Annotated in this window: 11 protein-coding genes and 1 riboswitch; of the genes, 5 read left to right on the top strand and 6 right to left on the bottom strand. The window is 66.3% G+C overall.

Annotated elements, in window-relative coordinates:
- Positions 1–41: 41 nt before the first annotated feature.
- The 3 genes from ACCQ07_RS06255 to raxX all read right to left on the bottom strand — a co-directional run bounded on the left by ACCQ07_RS06255 (position 42) and on the right by raxX (position 5,364).
- Entirely contained in the window at positions 42–1,676 is a 1,635-nt protein-coding gene (locus ACCQ07_RS06255; protein ID WP_372363908.1) for a carboxylesterase/lipase family protein, read from the bottom strand.
- A 178-nt stretch (positions 1,677–1,854) separates the two neighbouring features.
- Complete coding sequence (gcvP, locus tag ACCQ07_RS06260; protein WP_372363909.1) at positions 1,855–4,728, bottom strand: aminomethyl-transferring glycine dehydrogenase; 2,874 nt, start codon at positions 4,726–4,728, stop codon at positions 1,855–1,857.
- A 90-nt stretch (positions 4,729–4,818) separates the two neighbouring features.
- A riboswitch (glycine riboswitch) is annotated at positions 4,819–4,933 on the bottom strand.
- Between the two features lie 251 nt (positions 4,934–5,184).
- A complete protein-coding gene (gene raxX, locus ACCQ07_RS06265; protein WP_014089614.1) occupies positions 5,185–5,364 on the bottom strand; it encodes a RaxX family RiPP in 180 nt (59 codons plus the stop codon).
- 423 nt (positions 5,365–5,787) lie between these two features.
- Here raxX and raxST point away from each other — a divergent pair, with 423 nt between their 5' ends.
- The 5 genes from raxST (at position 5,788) to ACCQ07_RS06290 (ending at position 12,027) form a co-directional block, all read left to right on the top strand.
- Positions 5,788–6,591: a RiPP modification sulfotransferase RaxST gene (raxST, locus tag ACCQ07_RS06270; protein ID WP_136733060.1), complete on the top strand. Its 804-nt coding sequence runs from the start codon at positions 5,788–5,790 to the stop codon at positions 6,589–6,591.
- Positions 6,572–7,918, top strand: coding sequence for an HlyD family secretion protein (locus tag ACCQ07_RS06275; RefSeq protein WP_372363910.1), 1,347 nt, complete (start codon positions 6,572–6,574; stop codon positions 7,916–7,918). Before raxST ends, ACCQ07_RS06275 begins: the two co-directional genes overlap by 20 nt.
- Positions 7,915–10,074 (top strand): peptidase domain-containing ABC transporter RaxB, encoded by a 2,160-nt coding sequence (raxB, locus tag ACCQ07_RS06280; RefSeq protein ID WP_071118098.1) that lies wholly within the window; start codon positions 7,915–7,917, stop codon positions 10,072–10,074. Before ACCQ07_RS06275 ends, raxB begins: the two co-directional genes overlap by 4 nt.
- Before the next feature lie 278 nt (positions 10,075–10,352).
- Positions 10,353–11,606, top strand: coding sequence for a multidrug effflux MFS transporter (locus tag ACCQ07_RS06285; protein WP_372363911.1), 1,254 nt, complete (start codon positions 10,353–10,355; stop codon positions 11,604–11,606).
- A gap of 16 nt (positions 11,607–11,622) precedes the next feature.
- Positions 11,623–12,027 (top strand): hypothetical protein, encoded by a 405-nt coding sequence (locus ACCQ07_RS06290; RefSeq protein WP_003484384.1) that lies wholly within the window; start codon positions 11,623–11,625, stop codon positions 12,025–12,027.
- A 483-nt stretch (positions 12,028–12,510) separates the two neighbouring features.
- Here ACCQ07_RS06290 and ACCQ07_RS06295 read toward each other — a convergent pair whose 3' ends face one another.
- From ACCQ07_RS06295 to ACCQ07_RS06305, 3 genes are all read right to left on the bottom strand, one after another.
- Positions 12,511–14,529, bottom strand: coding sequence for a M2 family metallopeptidase (locus ACCQ07_RS06295; protein WP_122272207.1), 2,019 nt, complete (start codon positions 14,527–14,529; stop codon positions 12,511–12,513).
- Positions 14,530–14,643: 114 nt separating this feature from the next.
- Entirely contained in the window at positions 14,644–16,311 is a 1,668-nt protein-coding gene (locus ACCQ07_RS06300) for a phosphoethanolamine transferase (RefSeq protein ID WP_014089619.1), read from the bottom strand.
- Entirely contained in the window at positions 16,308–17,072 is a 765-nt protein-coding gene (locus ACCQ07_RS06305; protein WP_029818899.1) for a phosphatase PAP2 family protein, read from the bottom strand. Before ACCQ07_RS06305 ends, ACCQ07_RS06300 begins: the two co-directional genes overlap by 4 nt.
- Between the last annotated feature and the right edge of the window lie 4 nt (positions 17,073–17,076).

The raw sequence follows: 17,076 nt of genomic DNA on the forward strand, positions 1-17,076 counted from the left end.
GTTGGAATGAGGGTGGCGGTCGCATCACACCGATCGCCCTGTCACGGCGACGATGGCTGCACCGATGTTGTCGCAGTGTCTGCACGCGCATCCCAGAACGCACAACGATGACGCTGCACGAAGTCGGGCGTTGCGCCGATCCTGTGTGGCGACAGCGTCAGTGGCGTGTCGCCATCAAACAGCGGCCACCGCGGCCGCCCGCCACCGTTGGGATCGCCGGTGCGCGCGAACGCACCCCAATAATCCTGCACCGTGTTGGCAAACGCCTGCTGCGCCGGACTGAACTGCGCCCGGCCACTGAGTACCCACGGGCGCTGAAACAGATACACCAGTTCAGAGGCGTGGAACGCGCCCAATGCAGGCGAAAACGGCAGGCGTAACAGACCGTACGGCGCGTGCGGGTCGTCGAACTCGTAGGCGTACACCGGCGCATGCGTGCGCAATGCCCGCCCCAGCCGGCGTGTGGGGCAGGCGAAGCCGCCATCGGTCACGATGTCGGCGAACGCCTCCCAGCGCGATTGCGCAGCAACGGCTGCGTATTGCGTCAGCACCGGGGCTGGAGAGGCATGCATGCGTTGCACGCGCGCTTCATATCCGCCGCGCAGGTTGAGCTTGCCGATGTAGGACAGCAATTGCGCAAACAAACGCCCTTCATCGCGATTGGTGCCCATCAGTACCGGCACCTGCGCATGCCGACCGCTGGCGATTGCGGCGGCCGGCGGCAGCGGCAACGCCTGGCCGCCGGACATCGGCGCCCACGCATCGCTGCCGGTCAGGCCGCGCCGTTGTGGTACTGCATCGGCCAGCGTTTCGGCCGGCAGTGCGCGCAGGCATGCGGCAACATCGTGCGCGCGCGCGCAACCCAGGCGTTGCGCCATGCGGACGCCGCCACTTTCTGCCTCGCGCTGTGGCACGCTGGAATCGCTCGCCAGGCAACTGCCGCTTTGCAGGATGGCGCGTTGAAACAACCCCGCCGCGCCGGGCGAGGCGAGCTGATAACAGATGCTCCACGCACCGGCCGATTCGCCGAACACGGTGACGTTGTGCGCATCGCCGCCGAACGCGGCGATATTGCGTTGCACCCAGCGCAAGGCCGCTTGCTGGTCGAGCAATGCATAGGCGCCTTCGCCTTCGCCACGCAGGCCTGGATGCGCGAAGAAACCGAACACGCCCAGCCGATAGTTGGGTGCCACCACAATGACATCCTGGCGCGCAGCCAACGCGCTCAGGTCGTAGTCGACATTGCTGCCCAATTCCAGCGCACCGCCATAGATCCACACCATCACCGCGCGTGGATGCGCTGCTGCCGGGCCGGGCGGTGCGTAGACATTGAGCGTGAGGCAATCTTCGGACACATGCTTCTGCCCGAAGCGATAGCGCGGCAGGCAGGCCGGGCCGGCCTGGGTGGCATCGCGGACCTGCGTCCATGCGGCTGGCGGTTGCGGTGCGCGAAAGCGCAGTGCACCCACCGGCGGCGCCGCGAACGGCACCCCCAGGAATGCCCGACCCTGTGCACTGGCCACACCGCGCACCGGGCCGGCCGTTGTCTGCACCACTTCGGTACGCGCATCGGGCGCGTGCACCAGCGCCGGCACCTCGCCGGGACGGCGCGGTGCGCAGCCAATCAGCAGGCAGGCTGCCACCAGAACGGCACCAAGAAAGTTCAGTTCACGCATGCGCCAGGGTCTGCTGTGGGATGAAAGCGTCCGTCATCATCCTGGTGGCACGTGTAGGCCAGGAAAACGGCTGGCAGCGCGCTGGGGCGTGTATGGCATCCGGGCATTCACACGCAGCGCAATAAAAAACCCAGCCGTCTCACCGGCTGGGTTTTGTTGGCCATCGCGGGTGCGGCGATCAGGCCTCGACGTCTTCCTTGTATGCATCCACCGGGATGCAGGCGCACATCACGTTCTTGTCGCCGTAGACGTTGTCCACGCGCGCCACCGGCGGCCAGTACTTCTGCTGCTTGAGGCTGGGCAGCGGGAAGGCGGCCAGTTCGCGCGGGTAGGCATGCGTCCACTCGCTGGCCGACACCTGCGTTGCGGTATGTGGCGCGTGCTTGAGCGGGTTGTCCTCGCGGTCCAGGCGGCCGTCTTCGATGGCGCGGATCTCTTCGCGGATCTGGATCATCGCGTCGATGAAGCGGTCCAGTTCATGCTGCGATTCGCTTTCGGTCGGCTCCACCATCAGCGTGCCGGCGACCGGGAAGCTCAAGGTCGGCGCATGGAAGCCGAAGTCGATCAGCCGCTTGGCGATGTCCTCGGCGCCGATGCCGCTGGTCTTCTCCAGCGGGCGCACGTCGAGGATGCACTCGTGCGCCACCAGCCCGTTGCGGCCGGTATACAGCGTCTTGTAGTGCGGCGCCAGGCGCTTGGCGATGTAGTTGGCGTTGAGCAATGCCACTTGCGTGGCCTTGCGCAGACCGGCGCTGCCCATCATGGTCACGTACATCCAGCTGATCGGCAGGATCGAGGCCGAGCCGTAACTTGCTGCGCTCACCATACCGACATCGCCTTCGCCGCCCAGCGTCTTCGGCAAATACGGGGCCAGGTGGGACTTCACCGCACACGGGCCCACGCCCGGGCCGCCGCCGCCGTGCGGAATGCAGAAGGTTTTATGCAGGTTGAGGTGCGAGACGTCCGAGCCCCATTTACCGGGCTTGGCCACGCCGACCAGCGCGTTCATGTTGGCCCCGTCGGTGTAGACCTGACCGCCATGCGCATGCACCGCTTCGCAGATCGCCACCACATCTTCTTCGAACACGCCGTGGGTGGACGGGTAGGTGATCATCAGCGCCGCCAGGCGGTCGGAATACTTTTCCGCCTTGGCGCGGATGTCATCCACGTCCACATTGCCGTTGGCATCGCACTTGGTCACCACCACGGTCATGCCGCACATCTGCGCCGAGGCCGGATTGGTGCCATGCGCGGATTCGGGAATCAGGCAGATGTCGCGGTGCGCTTCGCCGCGCGAACGGTGATACGCGCGGATCGCCAGCAGGCCGGCGTATTCGCCCTGCGCGCCGGAATTGGGTTGCAGGCTGACCGCATCGTAGCCGGTGCACTCGACCAGCATCGCTTCCAGCTCGTCGATCAGCTGCGCATAGCCGGCCGATTGTTCTGCCGGAGCGAGCGGATGGATGGCGCCGAACTCCGGCCAGGTCACCGGAATCATTTCGGCGGTGGCGTTGAGCTTCATGGTGCAGCTGCCCAGCGGGATCATGGTGCGATCCATCGCCAGGTCCTTGTCGGCCAGCGAACGCATGTAGCGCAGCAGTTCGTGCTCGCTATGGTGGGTGTTGAATACCGGGTGGGTCAGGAACGGGGTGGTGCGCAGCAGGCCTTGCGGCAATGCGTCGGCGGTGGCGGCATCGAGCGCGTCCACATCCGCCTGCGCACCGAACAACGCAGCCAGTGCGACCACATCGGCGCGCGTGCTGGTTTCATCCAGGCTGATGCCCACCGCTTCGCTGTCGATCGCGCGCAGGTTGATGCCGGCCGCACGCGCACGCGCGTGGATGGCATTGGCATCGATCGCCTTGACGTGCAAGGTGTCGAAGAAGCGCTCGCCGACGGTAACGCCGGCGCTGCGCAGTGCCGCCGCCAGGATCGCGGCCAGGCGATGGGTGCGTCGCGCAATGCGGGTCAGGCCGTCGGGGCCGTGGTAGACCGCATACATCGACGCCATCACCGCCAGCAGCACCTGCGCGGTGCAGATGTTGGACGTGGCTTTTTCGCGGCGGATATGTTGCTCGCGGGTCTGCAAGGTCAGGCGATACGCCGGGTTGCCGGCGGCATCGATCGACACGCCGATCAAACGGCCCGGCATCGAGCGCTTGTAGGCATCGCGGCAGGCCATGAACGCGGCATGCGGGCCGCCGAAACCGAACGGCACGCCGAAGCGCTGCGAGTTGCCGACCACGATGTCGGCGCCCCATTCCCCCGGGGCGGCGATCAGCGTCAGTGCAAGCAGATCGGTGGCCACCGCGACCAGGCCGCCTTGCGCGTGCACGGCGTCTGCCAGTGCAGCGTGATCGCCGATATGACCGAAGCTGTCCGGGTACTGCAGCAGCACGCCGAAGCACTCGGCCTGCAGCGCTTCTTCCGGCGTGCCGACGCGCAGCACGATGTCCAGCGGCTCGGCGCGTGTGCGCAGCAGTTCCAGCGTCTGCGGATGCACTGCGTCATGCACGAAGAACGTGTTGGACCTGGACTTGGCCGAACGCTTGGCCAGCGTCATCGCCTCGGCCGCGGCGGTGGCTTCGTCCAGCAGCGAGGCGTTGGCGATCTGCATGCCGGTGAGGTCGGCGCACAGGGTCTGGAAGTTGATCAGCGCTTCCATGCGGCCTTGCGAAATTTCCGCCTGGTACGGCGTGTAGGCGGTGTACCAGGCCGGGTTTTCCAGGATGTTGCGCAGGATGACCTTCGGCGTGTGGGTACCGTAGTAGCCCTGGCCGATGAAGTTGCGGAACGCGGTGTTCTTGTCGGCGATGGCGCGGATCTTGGCCAGCGCTTCTTCTTCGGTGATCGCCTCGGGCAGCGCCAGCGGCGCCGGCGACTTGATGTTGCCCGGCACGATGGCATCGGTCAGCGCATCCAGGCAGGCGTGGCCGACCACGTCCAGCATCTGGGCGATTTCCGCGTCGTTGGGGCCGATATGGCGCTCGACGAACGCGCTGTGGTGTTCGAGGTCGCGCAGGGAAGACGGGGTCTGGGACATGGCGGGCATCCGGAGTAGGGGCAGACGAATGGTCGACCCGCATCACGGCCGGTATGACGCGCATGCGCGCACCACGACCCGCCGCAGCAGCGGTCTTCCTCGCGCCCCTCTGTCCTTTTGCCTGAGAGTTTAAAAACGCGGCCTGGCCCGCGGCCTGCCTGCGTTTCGTGCCCCTTCGGCGCCGGCATCGGCCGGTCTCTCCAGAGTTGTACTGCGGATGGTATCGGGCCTGAGCGATTACGGGCTGTTGCGCCTTCGGCAGCGGCAGTGCCGCTTCTCCCACCGTGTTGCCTGGCTAGTATAGCCAGCGCCCAGCCGCTTGGCGAAACGCTTTTCGGCGCCATGAAATGCCAAAGGCCGGGCGAGTCGCCTCGTCCGGCCTCCGGGGTTTGAGCGGCTGCTGTTCTCCGCTACCGGGTGGTCCGGCAACGGCAGCGCCCGCTCGCGACTGCCCGCGCAGGCGGATCAGTGGTGCCCGTTCTTGGGCGGCGGATCGTGCTTGGTATTGGCGCCCGGCGGGGGATAGTCCCCACCGCCGACATGCTTCCACAGACGCTGGTCCAGGGGCTCCAGCTGGCCCTTGGCCCCGGCGGGCCGCTGCAGCGCTTGCGCACCATTGGTTGGCGATTTTTTCGACAGATTCATGTTGACGTCCTCACGGGTTTTCCCTTCGTACGCAGCGTCACGCCGCCCGAAGGGACGACTGCGTGACCGCCTCGGCCATCTGCCCGTTGGCCGGTGAGGCGACAGTGGTCGCTGGACCGCAGAGCCGGGGACAGCACCATGCGATCCAGCGTGCGCGGGTGCCGTTGCGACCCAGGGCCGGCGCACGACGCTGTGTGCGCGGTAACGAACGTCGCATCCGCCAGGTCCGTGCCGGCACGTGCCGATGTGATGCCGGTCACGGCAAGCGCTCCCGACCGCCCGGTCGGATCGCTGGCATTCGCAAAGCGCAGCGCCTTTGCGCAGCGTGTCCGCGTGTGCAGTGGCACGCGATGCAGGCTTGGCTGGCGATGCGTCTGGCCGGCATGCCGCCGCCGACCAGCATCGGACAGGGGGAGGCGCGAGGTGAACTACCATTTCATTTCCGGGCTGCCGCGGGCGGGCTCGTCATTGCTGGCCGCGTTGCTGCGACAGAACCCGCATGTGCACGCCGATGTCACCTCGCCGGTGGCGCGACTGTACGCGGCGATGCTGATGGGCATGAGCGAGGAACATCCCTCCAACGTGCAGATCGACGACGCACAGCGGGTGCGGCTGCTGCGTTCGGTCTTCGACGCCTATTACCAGGATCGCCAGGGTCTGGGCACGGTGTTCGACACCAATCGCGCCTGGTGCAGCCGCCTGACAGGGCTGGCGACGCTGTTCCCGCACAGCCGTGTCATCTGTTGCGTTCGCGATGTTGGCTGGGTCGTCGATAGCTTCGAGCGCCTGGCGCAGACCCAGCCGCTGCGCTTGTCGGCGGTGTTCGGCTACGACCCGGAAGACTCGGTCTCGATGCGCGCGGACCTGCTGACCGCACCGCGCGGCGTGGTGGGCTATGCACTGGACGGGCTGCGCCAGGCGTTCTACGGCGAACATGCCGATCGACTGCTGCTGTTGCGCTACGAAACGCTGGCGCAGCGGCCGGCGCAGGCGATGGAGCAGGTCTACGCCTTCCTGCAACTGCCGGCGTTCGCGCACGACTATGCTGGTGTCCAGGCCGAGGCCGAACGCTTCGATGCCGCGTTGCAGATGCCGGGCCTGCATCGCGTCCGTCGCGGGGTGCAGTATGTCCCCCGGCGCAGCGTGTTGCCGCCGGCGCTGTTCGAGCGGTTGCAGGAGCTGGCCTTCTGGGAACGCGGGCCCTCGCATGGAGCCCTGCTGGTATGAGCAGGCGCGTGGCGTGGCAGCGCACGGCGACGCGGCGGCACTGCCGAGCAGGCGGCCAGCACGGGCCGGCGTCGGCGGCCGCCGGCGGATGACGACCCTGTTTCGACGCGAGGCGGTGGACTACCGGCAGCGCAGTCGGCTCGGGCCGGTGGTGCTGCGCCAGCATGGCGCGCTACGTTGGTGCGTAGGCCTGCTGATGACGACCGTGATCCTGCTGCTGGTCGGATTCTTCCGCCTGGGCTTCGCGCGCAGCGAGACCTTGTATGGCACGGTCGTCCCGGCGGGCGGACTGATCTCCGTCACCACACCGCAGTCGGGCGTGGTGGTGCAGGTCGGCGCCGTGCAGGGCCAGCGCGTCGCTGCGGGCCAGCTGCTGTTCGTGTTGTCGGCCGAACATCGCGACGATCGCGGGCGGCCGACCCAGCGCGCTGCTGTGGTGCTGGCCGAACAGCAGCGCCTGGCCGTCGAGGCGATGGCGCAGTTGCGTGCCCAGGGGCGCGTGCAGCAGCAGGCGGCTGCGCGGGCGCTGGCCGGCCTGCGCGACCGCTTGCAGCAGATCGACGCCGAGCTGGACTTGCTGCGCCATCGGCAGCAACTGACCCAATCGATCGAGCAACGTTACCGTACCGCGTTGACGCGCGGCCTGGTCAGCCAGCAATTCGTCGATGAGAAACAGGCCGACGTGCTCGACCAACGCGCGCATACCCTGGAGCTGCAGCGCGAGCGCATGGCCTTGGCCGATGCGCTTGCGCAGGCCAAGGCCGAGGTGCAGCAGTTACCGTCGAACTTGCGCCAACAATTGGCGATGGCCGGTGCCGGCCTGCAGGAGGACCGGCGTGCGGCGATCGAGCAGGCGGCCGCGTCGCGTTGGGAAGTGCGCGCGCCGCGTGCCGGGCGTGTGGCGCTGCGACCGCTGCAGCGCGGGCAGGCGGTCGCGCAGGGGCAACGCCTGGCCGATCTGCTGCCGACGTCGATGGCGACCGAGGTCGTGTTGTATGCGCCCTCCAGGGCCGCCGGGCTGATCGGCCCCGGCATGCCGGTGCAACTGCGCTTCGATGCCTTGCCCTACCAGCACTACGGTCAGTTCGCCGGGCAGGTGGTCGAGATCGCCGTCGCGCCCGAACCGCCGCGTGTCGACTCGGTCTCGGTAAGCGAGCCGTTGTACCGCGTGCGGGTGCACCTGGCCGGGGATGCCGCGCTGCGTGCAGGACGCACGGCGGTCCTGCGACCGGGTATGCGCGTGCAGGGCACGCTGGCATTGGAATGGCGGCGCTTCTCGCAGTGGGCATTCGAGCCGCTGTCCAGTTTGCACGGCACGCTGCGATGAGCCGCTGGTGGGCGCAGTTGCGCCGAGCGTCCGGCGTGCGTGGATTGCCGATGATCCTGCAGGGGCAAGTCGGCGAATGCGGATTGGCGGCCATGGCCATGATCGCCCACTATCACGGTTGCCACATCGGCCTGGCCGAACTGCGCCGCCGCTTCCTGCTATCGCGACAGGGCACCAACCTGGCCAATCTGGTCGCGATCGCGCAGGCGCTCGGTCTGCAGGCGCGCGCGTTGCGGCTGGAAATGGACGCGCTGCCGGAGTTGCAGCTGCCCTGCGTCGTGCATTGGGATCTCAATCATTTCGTCGTGCTCAAGCGGGTGGGCACCCGTCGTCTGCAGATCCACGATCCGGCCAGCGGGCCGCGGAGCCTGACGCCGGGCGAATTCTCCCGGCATTTCTCCGGGATCGCGCTGGAACTCAGCCCGGCCGCCGACTTCCGTCCGCAAGCTGCGGCGCCGGCAGTGGCGTTGTCCTCGTTGATCGGTCGTGTCCACGGGCTTGGACGGGCGGTCTGGCAGGTGCTTGCGTTGGCATTCGCGCTCGAGGTACTCAGCCTGGGAATGCCGTTCCAACTGCAGTGGATCGTCGATCAGGCGGTGCCGTCGGCCGACATCGGGTTGATCCATGTCCTTGGCGCCGGGTTCCTGTTGCTGGTGGTCCTGCAATCCTGCATCGCCCTGCTGCGCGGATGGCTGATCGCCAGCGTGTCGGCACAGCTGGGTTTTCAATGGATGGGGCAGGTGTTTGCGCACCTGCTCGCGCTCCCGTTGGCGTATTTCGAGAAGCGTCACCTCGGCGGAATCCAGTCGCGATTCGCCTCGATCGTGCAGGTGCAACGCACCTTGACGACCGGATTCACCCAGACCCTGGTCGATGGCGTGCTGGTGATCGGCACCCTCGGCCTGATGCTGGTCTACAGCGTCGGCCTCAGCGCGATCACGCTGCTGGCGGTAACGCTGTACGCGGCGACACGCTGGCTGTGGCTGCGGAGGATGCGCGAAGCTGCCGCCGAGCAGTTGTTGTGGGACGCGCGCCAGCACACCCACCTGCTGGAGAGCGTGCGCGGCATCCAGGGCGTGCGGCTGTTCGGGCGCCAGCAGGTGCGGCGCATGGACTGGACCCATCTGCTGGCCGAACAGACCAATGCACAACTGCGCCTGGCGCAGGGCGAGGTCTGGCAGTCGTCACTCAAGCGCCTGCTGTTCGGATGCGAGCGGGTGCTGGTGATCTGGCTCGCCGCGTTCGCGATCCTGCGCGCAGAGCTTTCGCTGGGCATGCTGTTGGCATTCATGGCCTATCGCGAGCAGTTCGCCATGCGCTTGTCAGAGCTGATCGATCGGCTGGTGGAGTTCCGCCTGTTGCGCGTCCATCTGGAGCGGGTGGCCGACATCGTCCACCAGCCGCGCGAGGAGGCCGCCGATCAGCGCATCGATGCGCCTGCCTGGAACGACACCACCATCGAACTGTGCGGCATCGGCTTCCGCTATGCCGACGATACCCCGGCCGTGCTCGAAGACGTCAGCGTGCGCATCGCCAGCGGGGAATGCGTGGCCATCACCGGCGCGTCAGGGTGCGGCAAGACCACCTTGGTCAAAGTGATCCTCGGGCTGCTGAAACCCAGCGCCGGACACGTAAAGATCGGCGGGCGCCCGCTGAGCGAGACGGCGCTGACGCCCTATCGCGCCATCGTCGGCACGGTGATGCAGGACGATCTGCTGTTCACTGGATCGGTCAGCGAAAACATCAGTTTCTTCGACCCGGAGCCGAATCAGGCGCAGGTCGAACGTTGCGCGCGCATCGCCGGCGTGCACCAGGAGGTGGAGCAGATGCCGCTAGGCTACGCCTCGTTGTTGAGCGAGGCGGGTACCGGGTTGTCGGGCGGGCAGCGGCAACGCGTCTTGCTGGCACGCGCGCTGTACAGGTCGCCACGCATCCTGGTGCTGGACGAGGCGACCAGCCATCTGGACGTCATGAACGAGCGGCGCGTCAATCGCGCCATCCAGGCAATGCAGGTCACCCGGATCATCGTGGCGCATCGGTGCGAAACCGTGGCCATGGCCGCGCGCGTCATTACCCTGCAGCAGGGCCGAGTGGTGAGCGATCAGCCGATCGCCGATTGGCAGCGGCTGCAGGAGCGCTCCGCCGCAGCCGACTGATCGCTGCCGTTGGCCGCTGGCGCCGAGCACTGCCGGCGCCGTCATTGGCGGGTGCGCAGCCGCTCGGCTGGGCAGGATGACGATGCCGTGCTAGGACGAAGCGGACGCGGCTGCGATTTATGTGCCTGCGTGCCGCGCATGCGCTCCATCGCTGGCCGCATGCGGTGGCAGTTGGCGTAAAGTGTCGGCTTCTTTGCCCCATGCCTGCCGCTGCGCTCGTTGGCCTGACCACCGCTGCCGGTGCCTGCGCGTGGGGAGTCCTCCGGGTACCGTTGCGCATGACTTCTGCTGTTCCCTCCACCCGTCGCATGGCGCTGCTGCTGGCCGGGCTGGCGATGTTCGGCCCGTTTTCGATCGACACCATCTTCCCGGCGTTCTCGCAGCTTGGCCGCAGCCTGGCGGTGGACCAGGTGGCGATCCAGCAGACCATCAGCGTCTATCTGCTGGCGTATGGCCTGATGAGCATCGCGCACGGGCCGTTGTCCGATGCCTGGGGCCGCAAGCGGGTGATCCTGGGCGGGCTGGCCTTGTTTGTCGCCGGCTCGATCGGCTGTGCGCTGTCGCAAGACTTGCCCACACTGCTGGCATTCCGCGCGCTGCAGGGCCTGTCGGCCGGCGTGGGCATGATCGTCGGGCGGGCGGTGATCCGCGACCTGTTCCATGGCCCGGACGCACAACGGCTGATGAGCCAGGTGTCGATGATCTTCGGGATTGCGCCGGCCATCGCGCCGATCATCGGCGGCTGGATCCTGCTCAGTGGCGCCGGCTGGCCGTTGATCTTCTGGTTCCTGGTGGTGTTCGGCCTGGTGCTGCTCATCGCAACCCTGACCTGGCTTCACGAGACCCACCCCGTGGAGGCGCGCACGCCGCTGCAGTTCAAACGCCTGTTGCAGGATTACGTGCGCATCGGCTTCAACCCGCGCTTCCAGCGCCTGGCCGCGGCCGGTTCGTTCAACTTCGCCGGCATCTTCCTGTACATCGCGTCGGCGCCGGTGTTGATCATGCAGCACCTGAAGCTGGGCGAAGGCGATTTCGCCTGGCTGTTCATTCCCACCATCGGCGGCATGACGCTGGGCTCGTTCCTGTCCGGGCGCATGGCCGGGCGCATGCAGCCGGTGCGGCAGATCCGCATCGGCTTCATCTGCTGCGGGGCGGCGGCGCTGGCCAATCTGGCCTACACCTTTGCGGTGGCGCAGATCGCGCTGCCGTGGGCGGTGCTGCCGATCTTCCTGGCCGGCGTGGGCATGGCGCTGATCTTCCCGATCCTGGCGCTGGCGGTGCTGGACATGTACCCGCAGCAGCGCGGCCTGGCCTCTTCGCTGCAGGCCTTCACGCAGTTGATGACCAATACGGTGGTGGCCGGGGTGCTGTCGCCGCTGCTGAGTGAGCATCCGCGGCATCTGGCGATCGGCATGACCGGCTTTTTCTTGCTGGGCTGGCTATTCTGGCGCTGGGAGCGCCGCAGCGGCCGCCGTCTACGGCACCGCCAGGCCACCGAGGCAGTGCCTCTGGAGCCGGCCGACCACCTCTGACCTCACAGGAGCCTGCATGTCCACCGATTCCAAGTTGCGCCGTGATGCCCGCAAGCGCGCCGCCGAGCGCCAGCGCAACCAGGCCGCCGCCAATCCCGCGCCGGTGTCCCCGATCGAACCGCATGCCGAACTCCGCGACCAGCAACGCACCCTGTTGGCCGGCATCGTCCGCCGCGACGGTGAATGGGTGCTGGGCATGGATGGCCGCATCGCCGGCGAAAGCACCAGCGCCGCCCAGGTGCTGGCGCTGATCATGCGCGCGGCCGAGTTGCACGAACGCCAGGGCACCCCCGTGCGGCTGACCTACTCGGACGCCCTCAAGGACGCCGCGCACGCCGAAGCCCGTGCCGACGGCATGGAGTTCGAGCAGTTCAAGACCAGGTTGAGCGAACGGTTGCAGGGCGGCACCAAGCTCAACTGATCCTGCTGGAACAAGCGCTGCTAGACGCACTGCCTGACACGTCTGCTGTCCACGACAGCGTTGGGTGTCAGTCAGGGCGTGTCACTGGACGCGCAACAGCGGGTGGACGATGCCGAAGTAGATGGTGCAGCAGCCTGCCGCAGGTCGCCAAAGCGATGAGCATGCTCATCGCGATCACGGTTTGATCAGTGGCAGGATGCCACCGCGCCATGCAGGCGGGAAACGCTGGCAGCTGCGCGCTGTGTTGCGAGCCGATCAATCCCGGCCACTGCCAGCAATAAGCAATCGTCAGGTGCCACGCCAGCGACAACAGCACCGCCAACGCTGCGATGCACCCACCTGCCGTCATACTGACCAGCAACCACCGCGTGCAACGCTGACCGATCATCGACGCAACACCTCGCTGTCAGAGAGCGCTGCGCCTGAGCAATCTGCCGAAGCGACGGTTGGCCGGTGGTCGACGCTTTCCTTTGCCATGCGTCATCAGCGCGCCGTCGCAGGCGCAGTCGTCGTGGTTGCCGGAGCGGCGGCCGTTGCCTGCCACCCGCACATCTGCCCTTGATTCTGCTGCTTGAGCCATTCGCTCATCGGCGCGAAGTATTCCAGCATCGGGCCGGCATCGAGTTTGTCGTTGCCGGTGAGTTCCTTGAGTGTGGTCTGCCAGGGTTGGCTGGAACCACGCTGCAGCATCGACCAGAACTTCTGCCCGGCGTCCTTGTTGCCGTAGAAGCTGCATTCGTACAGCGGCCCCTGATGGCCGGCAGCCTGGCACAGGCCTTTGTAGAATTGGAATTGCAGGATATGCGCCAGGAAATAGCGCGTGTACGGCGTGTTGCCCGGCACGTGGTACTTGGCGCCAGGGTCGAAGAATTCTTCGCCGCGCGTGCCGACCGGCGCCACGCCCTGGTACTTGGCTTTCAGTTCCCACCAGGCCTGGTTGTAATGCTCGGGCGTGATGGAGCCGTCGAACACGCCCCAGCGCCAGCGGTCGATCATCAAACCGAACGGCAGGAACGCCACCTTGCTCAGGGCCATGCGCATCTGCGAATTGATCAACGACTCGCGGCCGGTCTGTTGCTCGCCCACCATGCCGATCGACTGCAGGTACTTGGGCGTCATCGCCAGCACGATGGTGTCGCCGATCGCTTCGTGGAAGCCATCGTTGGCGCCGTTCTGAAACAGCGGCGGCAACGGGTTATAAGCCAGGTCGTAATAGATGTGGCCCAGCTCGTGGTAGATGGTGGTGAAGTCTTCTTCGGTCGGCTTGATGCACATCTTGGTGCGCACGTCCGCGCCGATGTTCTGGTTCGGCTCGCCGCCCATGTTCATGTCCCAGGCGCTGGCGTGGCACACCACATCGCGGTCCAGCGGCTTGATGAACTGCGAGCGCTGCCAATACGTGTCCGGCAGCTTGGGCATGCCCAGCGATGTGTAGAACTCCTGCGCGCGTTCGGTCATCTGCTTGGCGGTACGCAGCTGCGCCTCGCGTTCGGCGTTGAAGCGTGCGGCCGCGCCACCATCGCCGCCGGTGTTGCGCGCCAGCACTGCGCTGAGGTTGCCTTGGTACTGCTTTTCCAGCGCGGAGGTGATGTCCAGATCACCGGCGCCAGGGTAGGGCTGCAGCAGATCCCACAGGTTGCTCCAGTCCTGCTGCCACATATTGCCCATCAGGTGTGCCGGCAACAGGCCGCCGGCGACCTCGCCCTTGTCCTTGCCGTATTGCGTATCGAGTTTGCCGCGCGCATAGCACTGCAGCTGCGCATACAACGGTTTGACCTGTTCCCACAGACGGTCGGTTTCGCTGGCCAGTTGCGCCGGCGGCATGTCGTAGCCGCTGCGCCATAGCACCCCGACGTCGGCGAAACCCAGCCCGCGTGCGCCCTCGTTGGCCAGTTCGACGAAGCGTTGGTAGTCCTTGCGCATGGGCTGCGCAGTGCTGTGCCAGCCCTGCCAGGCGTCGAGTTGTTCGTTGTAGTCGCGGCTGCTGGCCAGCACTTGCTCCAACTCGCCGAGCTGGCGGCAGCGGCGCTGCTCGCCTTCGCCCACGCAGTAGCTGCCCGCGCCGTAATCGCCTTCCATCTTGGCGGCGATGCGGGTGAGTTCGGCCAGCTTGGCCGGGTCGCGCGGTGCGGGCAGGGCACTCATCAATTTCAGCAATTGCAGCGCACGCGCACTGTCGGCCGACATCGGTGTGCCGGCGTACTGCTTGGATTGTTCGATCCACCGGTCCAGCTGCGCCAGCGAGCGTTCGTTGGCCTTGGCCGCCAGCAACTGCGAATCGCCGTTGATGTAGGTCGACGACAGCCACTGCGCCGCAGTGATTTCCGGATAGGCCGCCTTGTATTCGGCGCTGATGCGCGCAACGAACTGGTCGGCGCTTTCGGCCAGCGCGGTCTTGCTCGCCACAGGTGTGTCCGGTGGTGCCGCATCCCGGCGGCAGGCCGACAAGCTCAGGGTGCCGGCAGCCACAGCCAACGCCAGCAACAGCAAACGAGGATTCACGGGTGGTCCTTGCAGTGAAGTCCGGCGAAGGCTAGAGCGCGCCGGGGTTCAGGGCAAGGGGCAACGCACGCCACGCATGCGATGTGCGGCGCGGGCAGACGCAGGCGTTGGCGATCAGCGCAGCGTGGTGCCGGTGCACTTGGCGAACAGGTCGCGCTCGGGCGCATAGACGCTGGTCTTGACCTGCATCAACCCAAGCACGGACGGGAACAGCGCATCCTGATCGGTATATTGCCCTGCACGGTGGCGCAGGCAGGCTTCATCCAGGCCGCGATCGCGCGCGAACTCCGGCGAGAACCACATCACCATCGGCACATGGGTCTGCTCCTTGGGCGCGATGGCATACGGAACGCCATGCAGGTACAGGCCTTTTTCGCCAAGCGATTCGCCGTGATCGGAGAGATAGATCATCGCCGTGTCGTAGTCCGGCAGGCCACGCAGCGCGTGGATGGCCTGATTGAGGAAATGGTCGGTGTACAGGATCGAATTATCGTAGGCGTTGACGATGTCCTGGCGGCCGCAGCTGCCCAGATCCGCGGTCTTGCACACCGGCTTGAAGCGTTCGAACTGCGCCGGGTACCGTTCGAAGTAGCTCGGGCCATGGCTGCCCAGTTGGTGCAGCACCACCACGCGGTCGCCAGGCTTTGCGCGCACCTGCGCAGCCAGGTCGCTCAACAGGATCTCGTCCATGCAGCGGCCATCGGCGCACAGGCCCGGTGTGGTGGCATCGTCCAGCTTCTGGATCTCCAACCCGTCGCACACGCCCTTGCAGCCGGACTGATTGTCGCGCCACAGCGTCGAAATGCCGGCATGTTCCAGCACATGCAGGAACGACTGATGGCCACGAATCATGTCTTCGTTGTAGTCGCGACGCCCGTAGGGCGAGAACATGCAGGGCACCGAGACTTCGGTGCTGGTCCCGCACGAATGCATGTCGGGGAAGTTGATCACCCCTGCCTGTGCCAGCTCCGGCGTGGTCTGTCTGGCATAGCCGTTGAGTCCCCAGTTCTGCGCGCGTGCGGTTTCCCCCAGCACCACCAGCAACAAGCGCGGGCGGCTGCCCGGCGCGCGCGGCGTGGCCATGGCGTCGTGTTCGATCGGCTGTTTGGGAGCACGCTTGATCGGCGATTCGGATTTGAGGTTTTGCCGCAATGCCACGATGTAATTGATCGGCGTGGCCAAATAACGCACTTCGCGGTGATTGCGCATCAGTGCGGAAATATCCTGCGACGAGAGCATGGCGCCAGCAGCGCCCACCACCGCCACCACCAGCAGGAAGCCCGATCGCACCAGCACCGCCTTGCCCGCACTGCGTGCGCGCAAACGTGTGCGCCACAGCAATGCAGTCGGAATCAGGAAGTAGCACACCAGCGGCAGGATCAGGCCCGGCGTGAGCAACTCGCGCGATTCCTTGTGATCGGTATGCAGCACGTTGCGCAGCATGTCCGCATCCAGATAGACGTTGTAGCTGTCCATGTAGTGCGCGGCCAGCGCGGTGGTGAACAGCAAGAGCGTCAGCAGCGGCTTTGCATTCCAGCGCCAGACCAGGATGCCCAGGAGCAGCGCATGCACAGCCACCAACAGCGCCATCAACGAGATCGCAAACCCGATGCTGCCCGGATGCGTGGCCATGGCCGTGCGCCAGAACAACTGATTGCACACCAACGCAAAAAACAGGCTCGACAGCAGCACCAACGCTTCGGTCGACACCGTCGGCCGCGTACTCCACGTCAGCGCGCGCAGGCCACCACGCCTGCGCGGTTCCGGCAACCAGGTACTCATGCTGCATCCCCCGAGAGCAACACCAATCCAAGCGCGCGACGCGGCCGTTGCAGCATCACGCAGTACAGCGCCAGTGCGCTCACCCAGCACACCGCCAGCGACCACAGGTCATGCGAGAGAAAATGCGCGCCGCGCAATTGTTGCGCAACACCGAAAATGAGACCTGCTGCCAAGCCTATGAACAAACCTGCAAACCGCCATGCAGGACGGAGCGCCAGCGCACAAAAATACAGTGCCACCCACGCATAACCGGCACTGGCATGGCCGGCAGGAAAACACCCGGACGCGGCGATGCCGTGGCGCGATTCGAATAGCCCGATCATCGCTTGCGTACCGCCATAGCGGCTCAGATCCCATGGGCAATCCATCGCCGTCCACGACTTGAGCAGCGACACCAGCGAGGTCGACAGCGCGACGGAAGCGGCCAGGTAGGTCAGCGGCCAGCGCAACACCTTCAGGCGCGGCCTGCACCACGCAACGATGGCCAGCACCAGCACGCCGACTCCGGCTGCCGTGCTCAACCATTTACCCACGCGGTGGATCACGCCGCTGGTGAACCAGTGGTCCTTGAGTAACCAGTGGCCGCCTTCCAACCGATACAGCGCATCGGCGATCCATTGGTCGCCACCGGCGCCCATCAGCAGCGCGCTCGCCAACAGGACGCAGGCCAGGGGCAGCCACAGATGGCGCACGAGGAAGTGCGTCTCCACGCCGCTGGCGGTATGCGCCACGGTCGGCGCACGGATGGGAAGCGTTGTCATCGAG

Origin of the sequence: Xanthomonas sp. NCPPB 3583, assembly GCF_041475715.2 — a bacterium.
In the GTDB taxonomy this organism is placed as follows: domain Bacteria; phylum Pseudomonadota; class Gammaproteobacteria; order Xanthomonadales; family Xanthomonadaceae; genus Xanthomonas; species Xanthomonas euvesicatoria.

Bases quoted from the DNA above. Each gene is read 5' to 3' on its own strand.
- gcvP (WP_372363909.1), bottom strand. From the start codon at position 4,728: ATGCCCGCCATGTCCCAGACCCCGTCTTCCCTGCGCGACCTCGAACAC.
- ACCQ07_RS06290 (WP_003484384.1), top strand. From the start codon at position 11,623: ATGTCCACCGATTCCAAGTTGCGCCGTGATGCCCGCAAGCGCGCCGCC.
- raxX (WP_014089614.1), bottom strand. From the start codon at position 5,364: ATGAATCTGTCGAAAAAATCGCCAACCAATGGTGCGCAAGCGCTGCAG.
- ACCQ07_RS06305 (WP_029818899.1), bottom strand. From the start codon at position 17,072: ATGACAACGCTTCCCATCCGTGCGCCGACCGTGGCGCATACCGCCAGC.
- ACCQ07_RS06275 (WP_372363910.1), top strand. From the start codon at position 6,572: ATGGAGCCCTGCTGGTATGAGCAGGCGCGTGGCGTGGCAGCGCACGGC.
- raxB (WP_071118098.1), top strand. From the start codon at position 7,915: ATGAGCCGCTGGTGGGCGCAGTTGCGCCGAGCGTCCGGCGTGCGTGGA.
- ACCQ07_RS06285 (WP_372363911.1), top strand. From the start codon at position 10,353: ATGACTTCTGCTGTTCCCTCCACCCGTCGCATGGCGCTGCTGCTGGCC.
- ACCQ07_RS06300 (WP_014089619.1), bottom strand. From the start codon at position 16,311: ATGAGTACCTGGTTGCCGGAACCGCGCAGGCGTGGTGGCCTGCGCGCG.
- ACCQ07_RS06255 (WP_372363908.1), bottom strand. From the start codon at position 1,676: ATGCGTGAACTGAACTTTCTTGGTGCCGTTCTGGTGGCAGCCTGCCTG.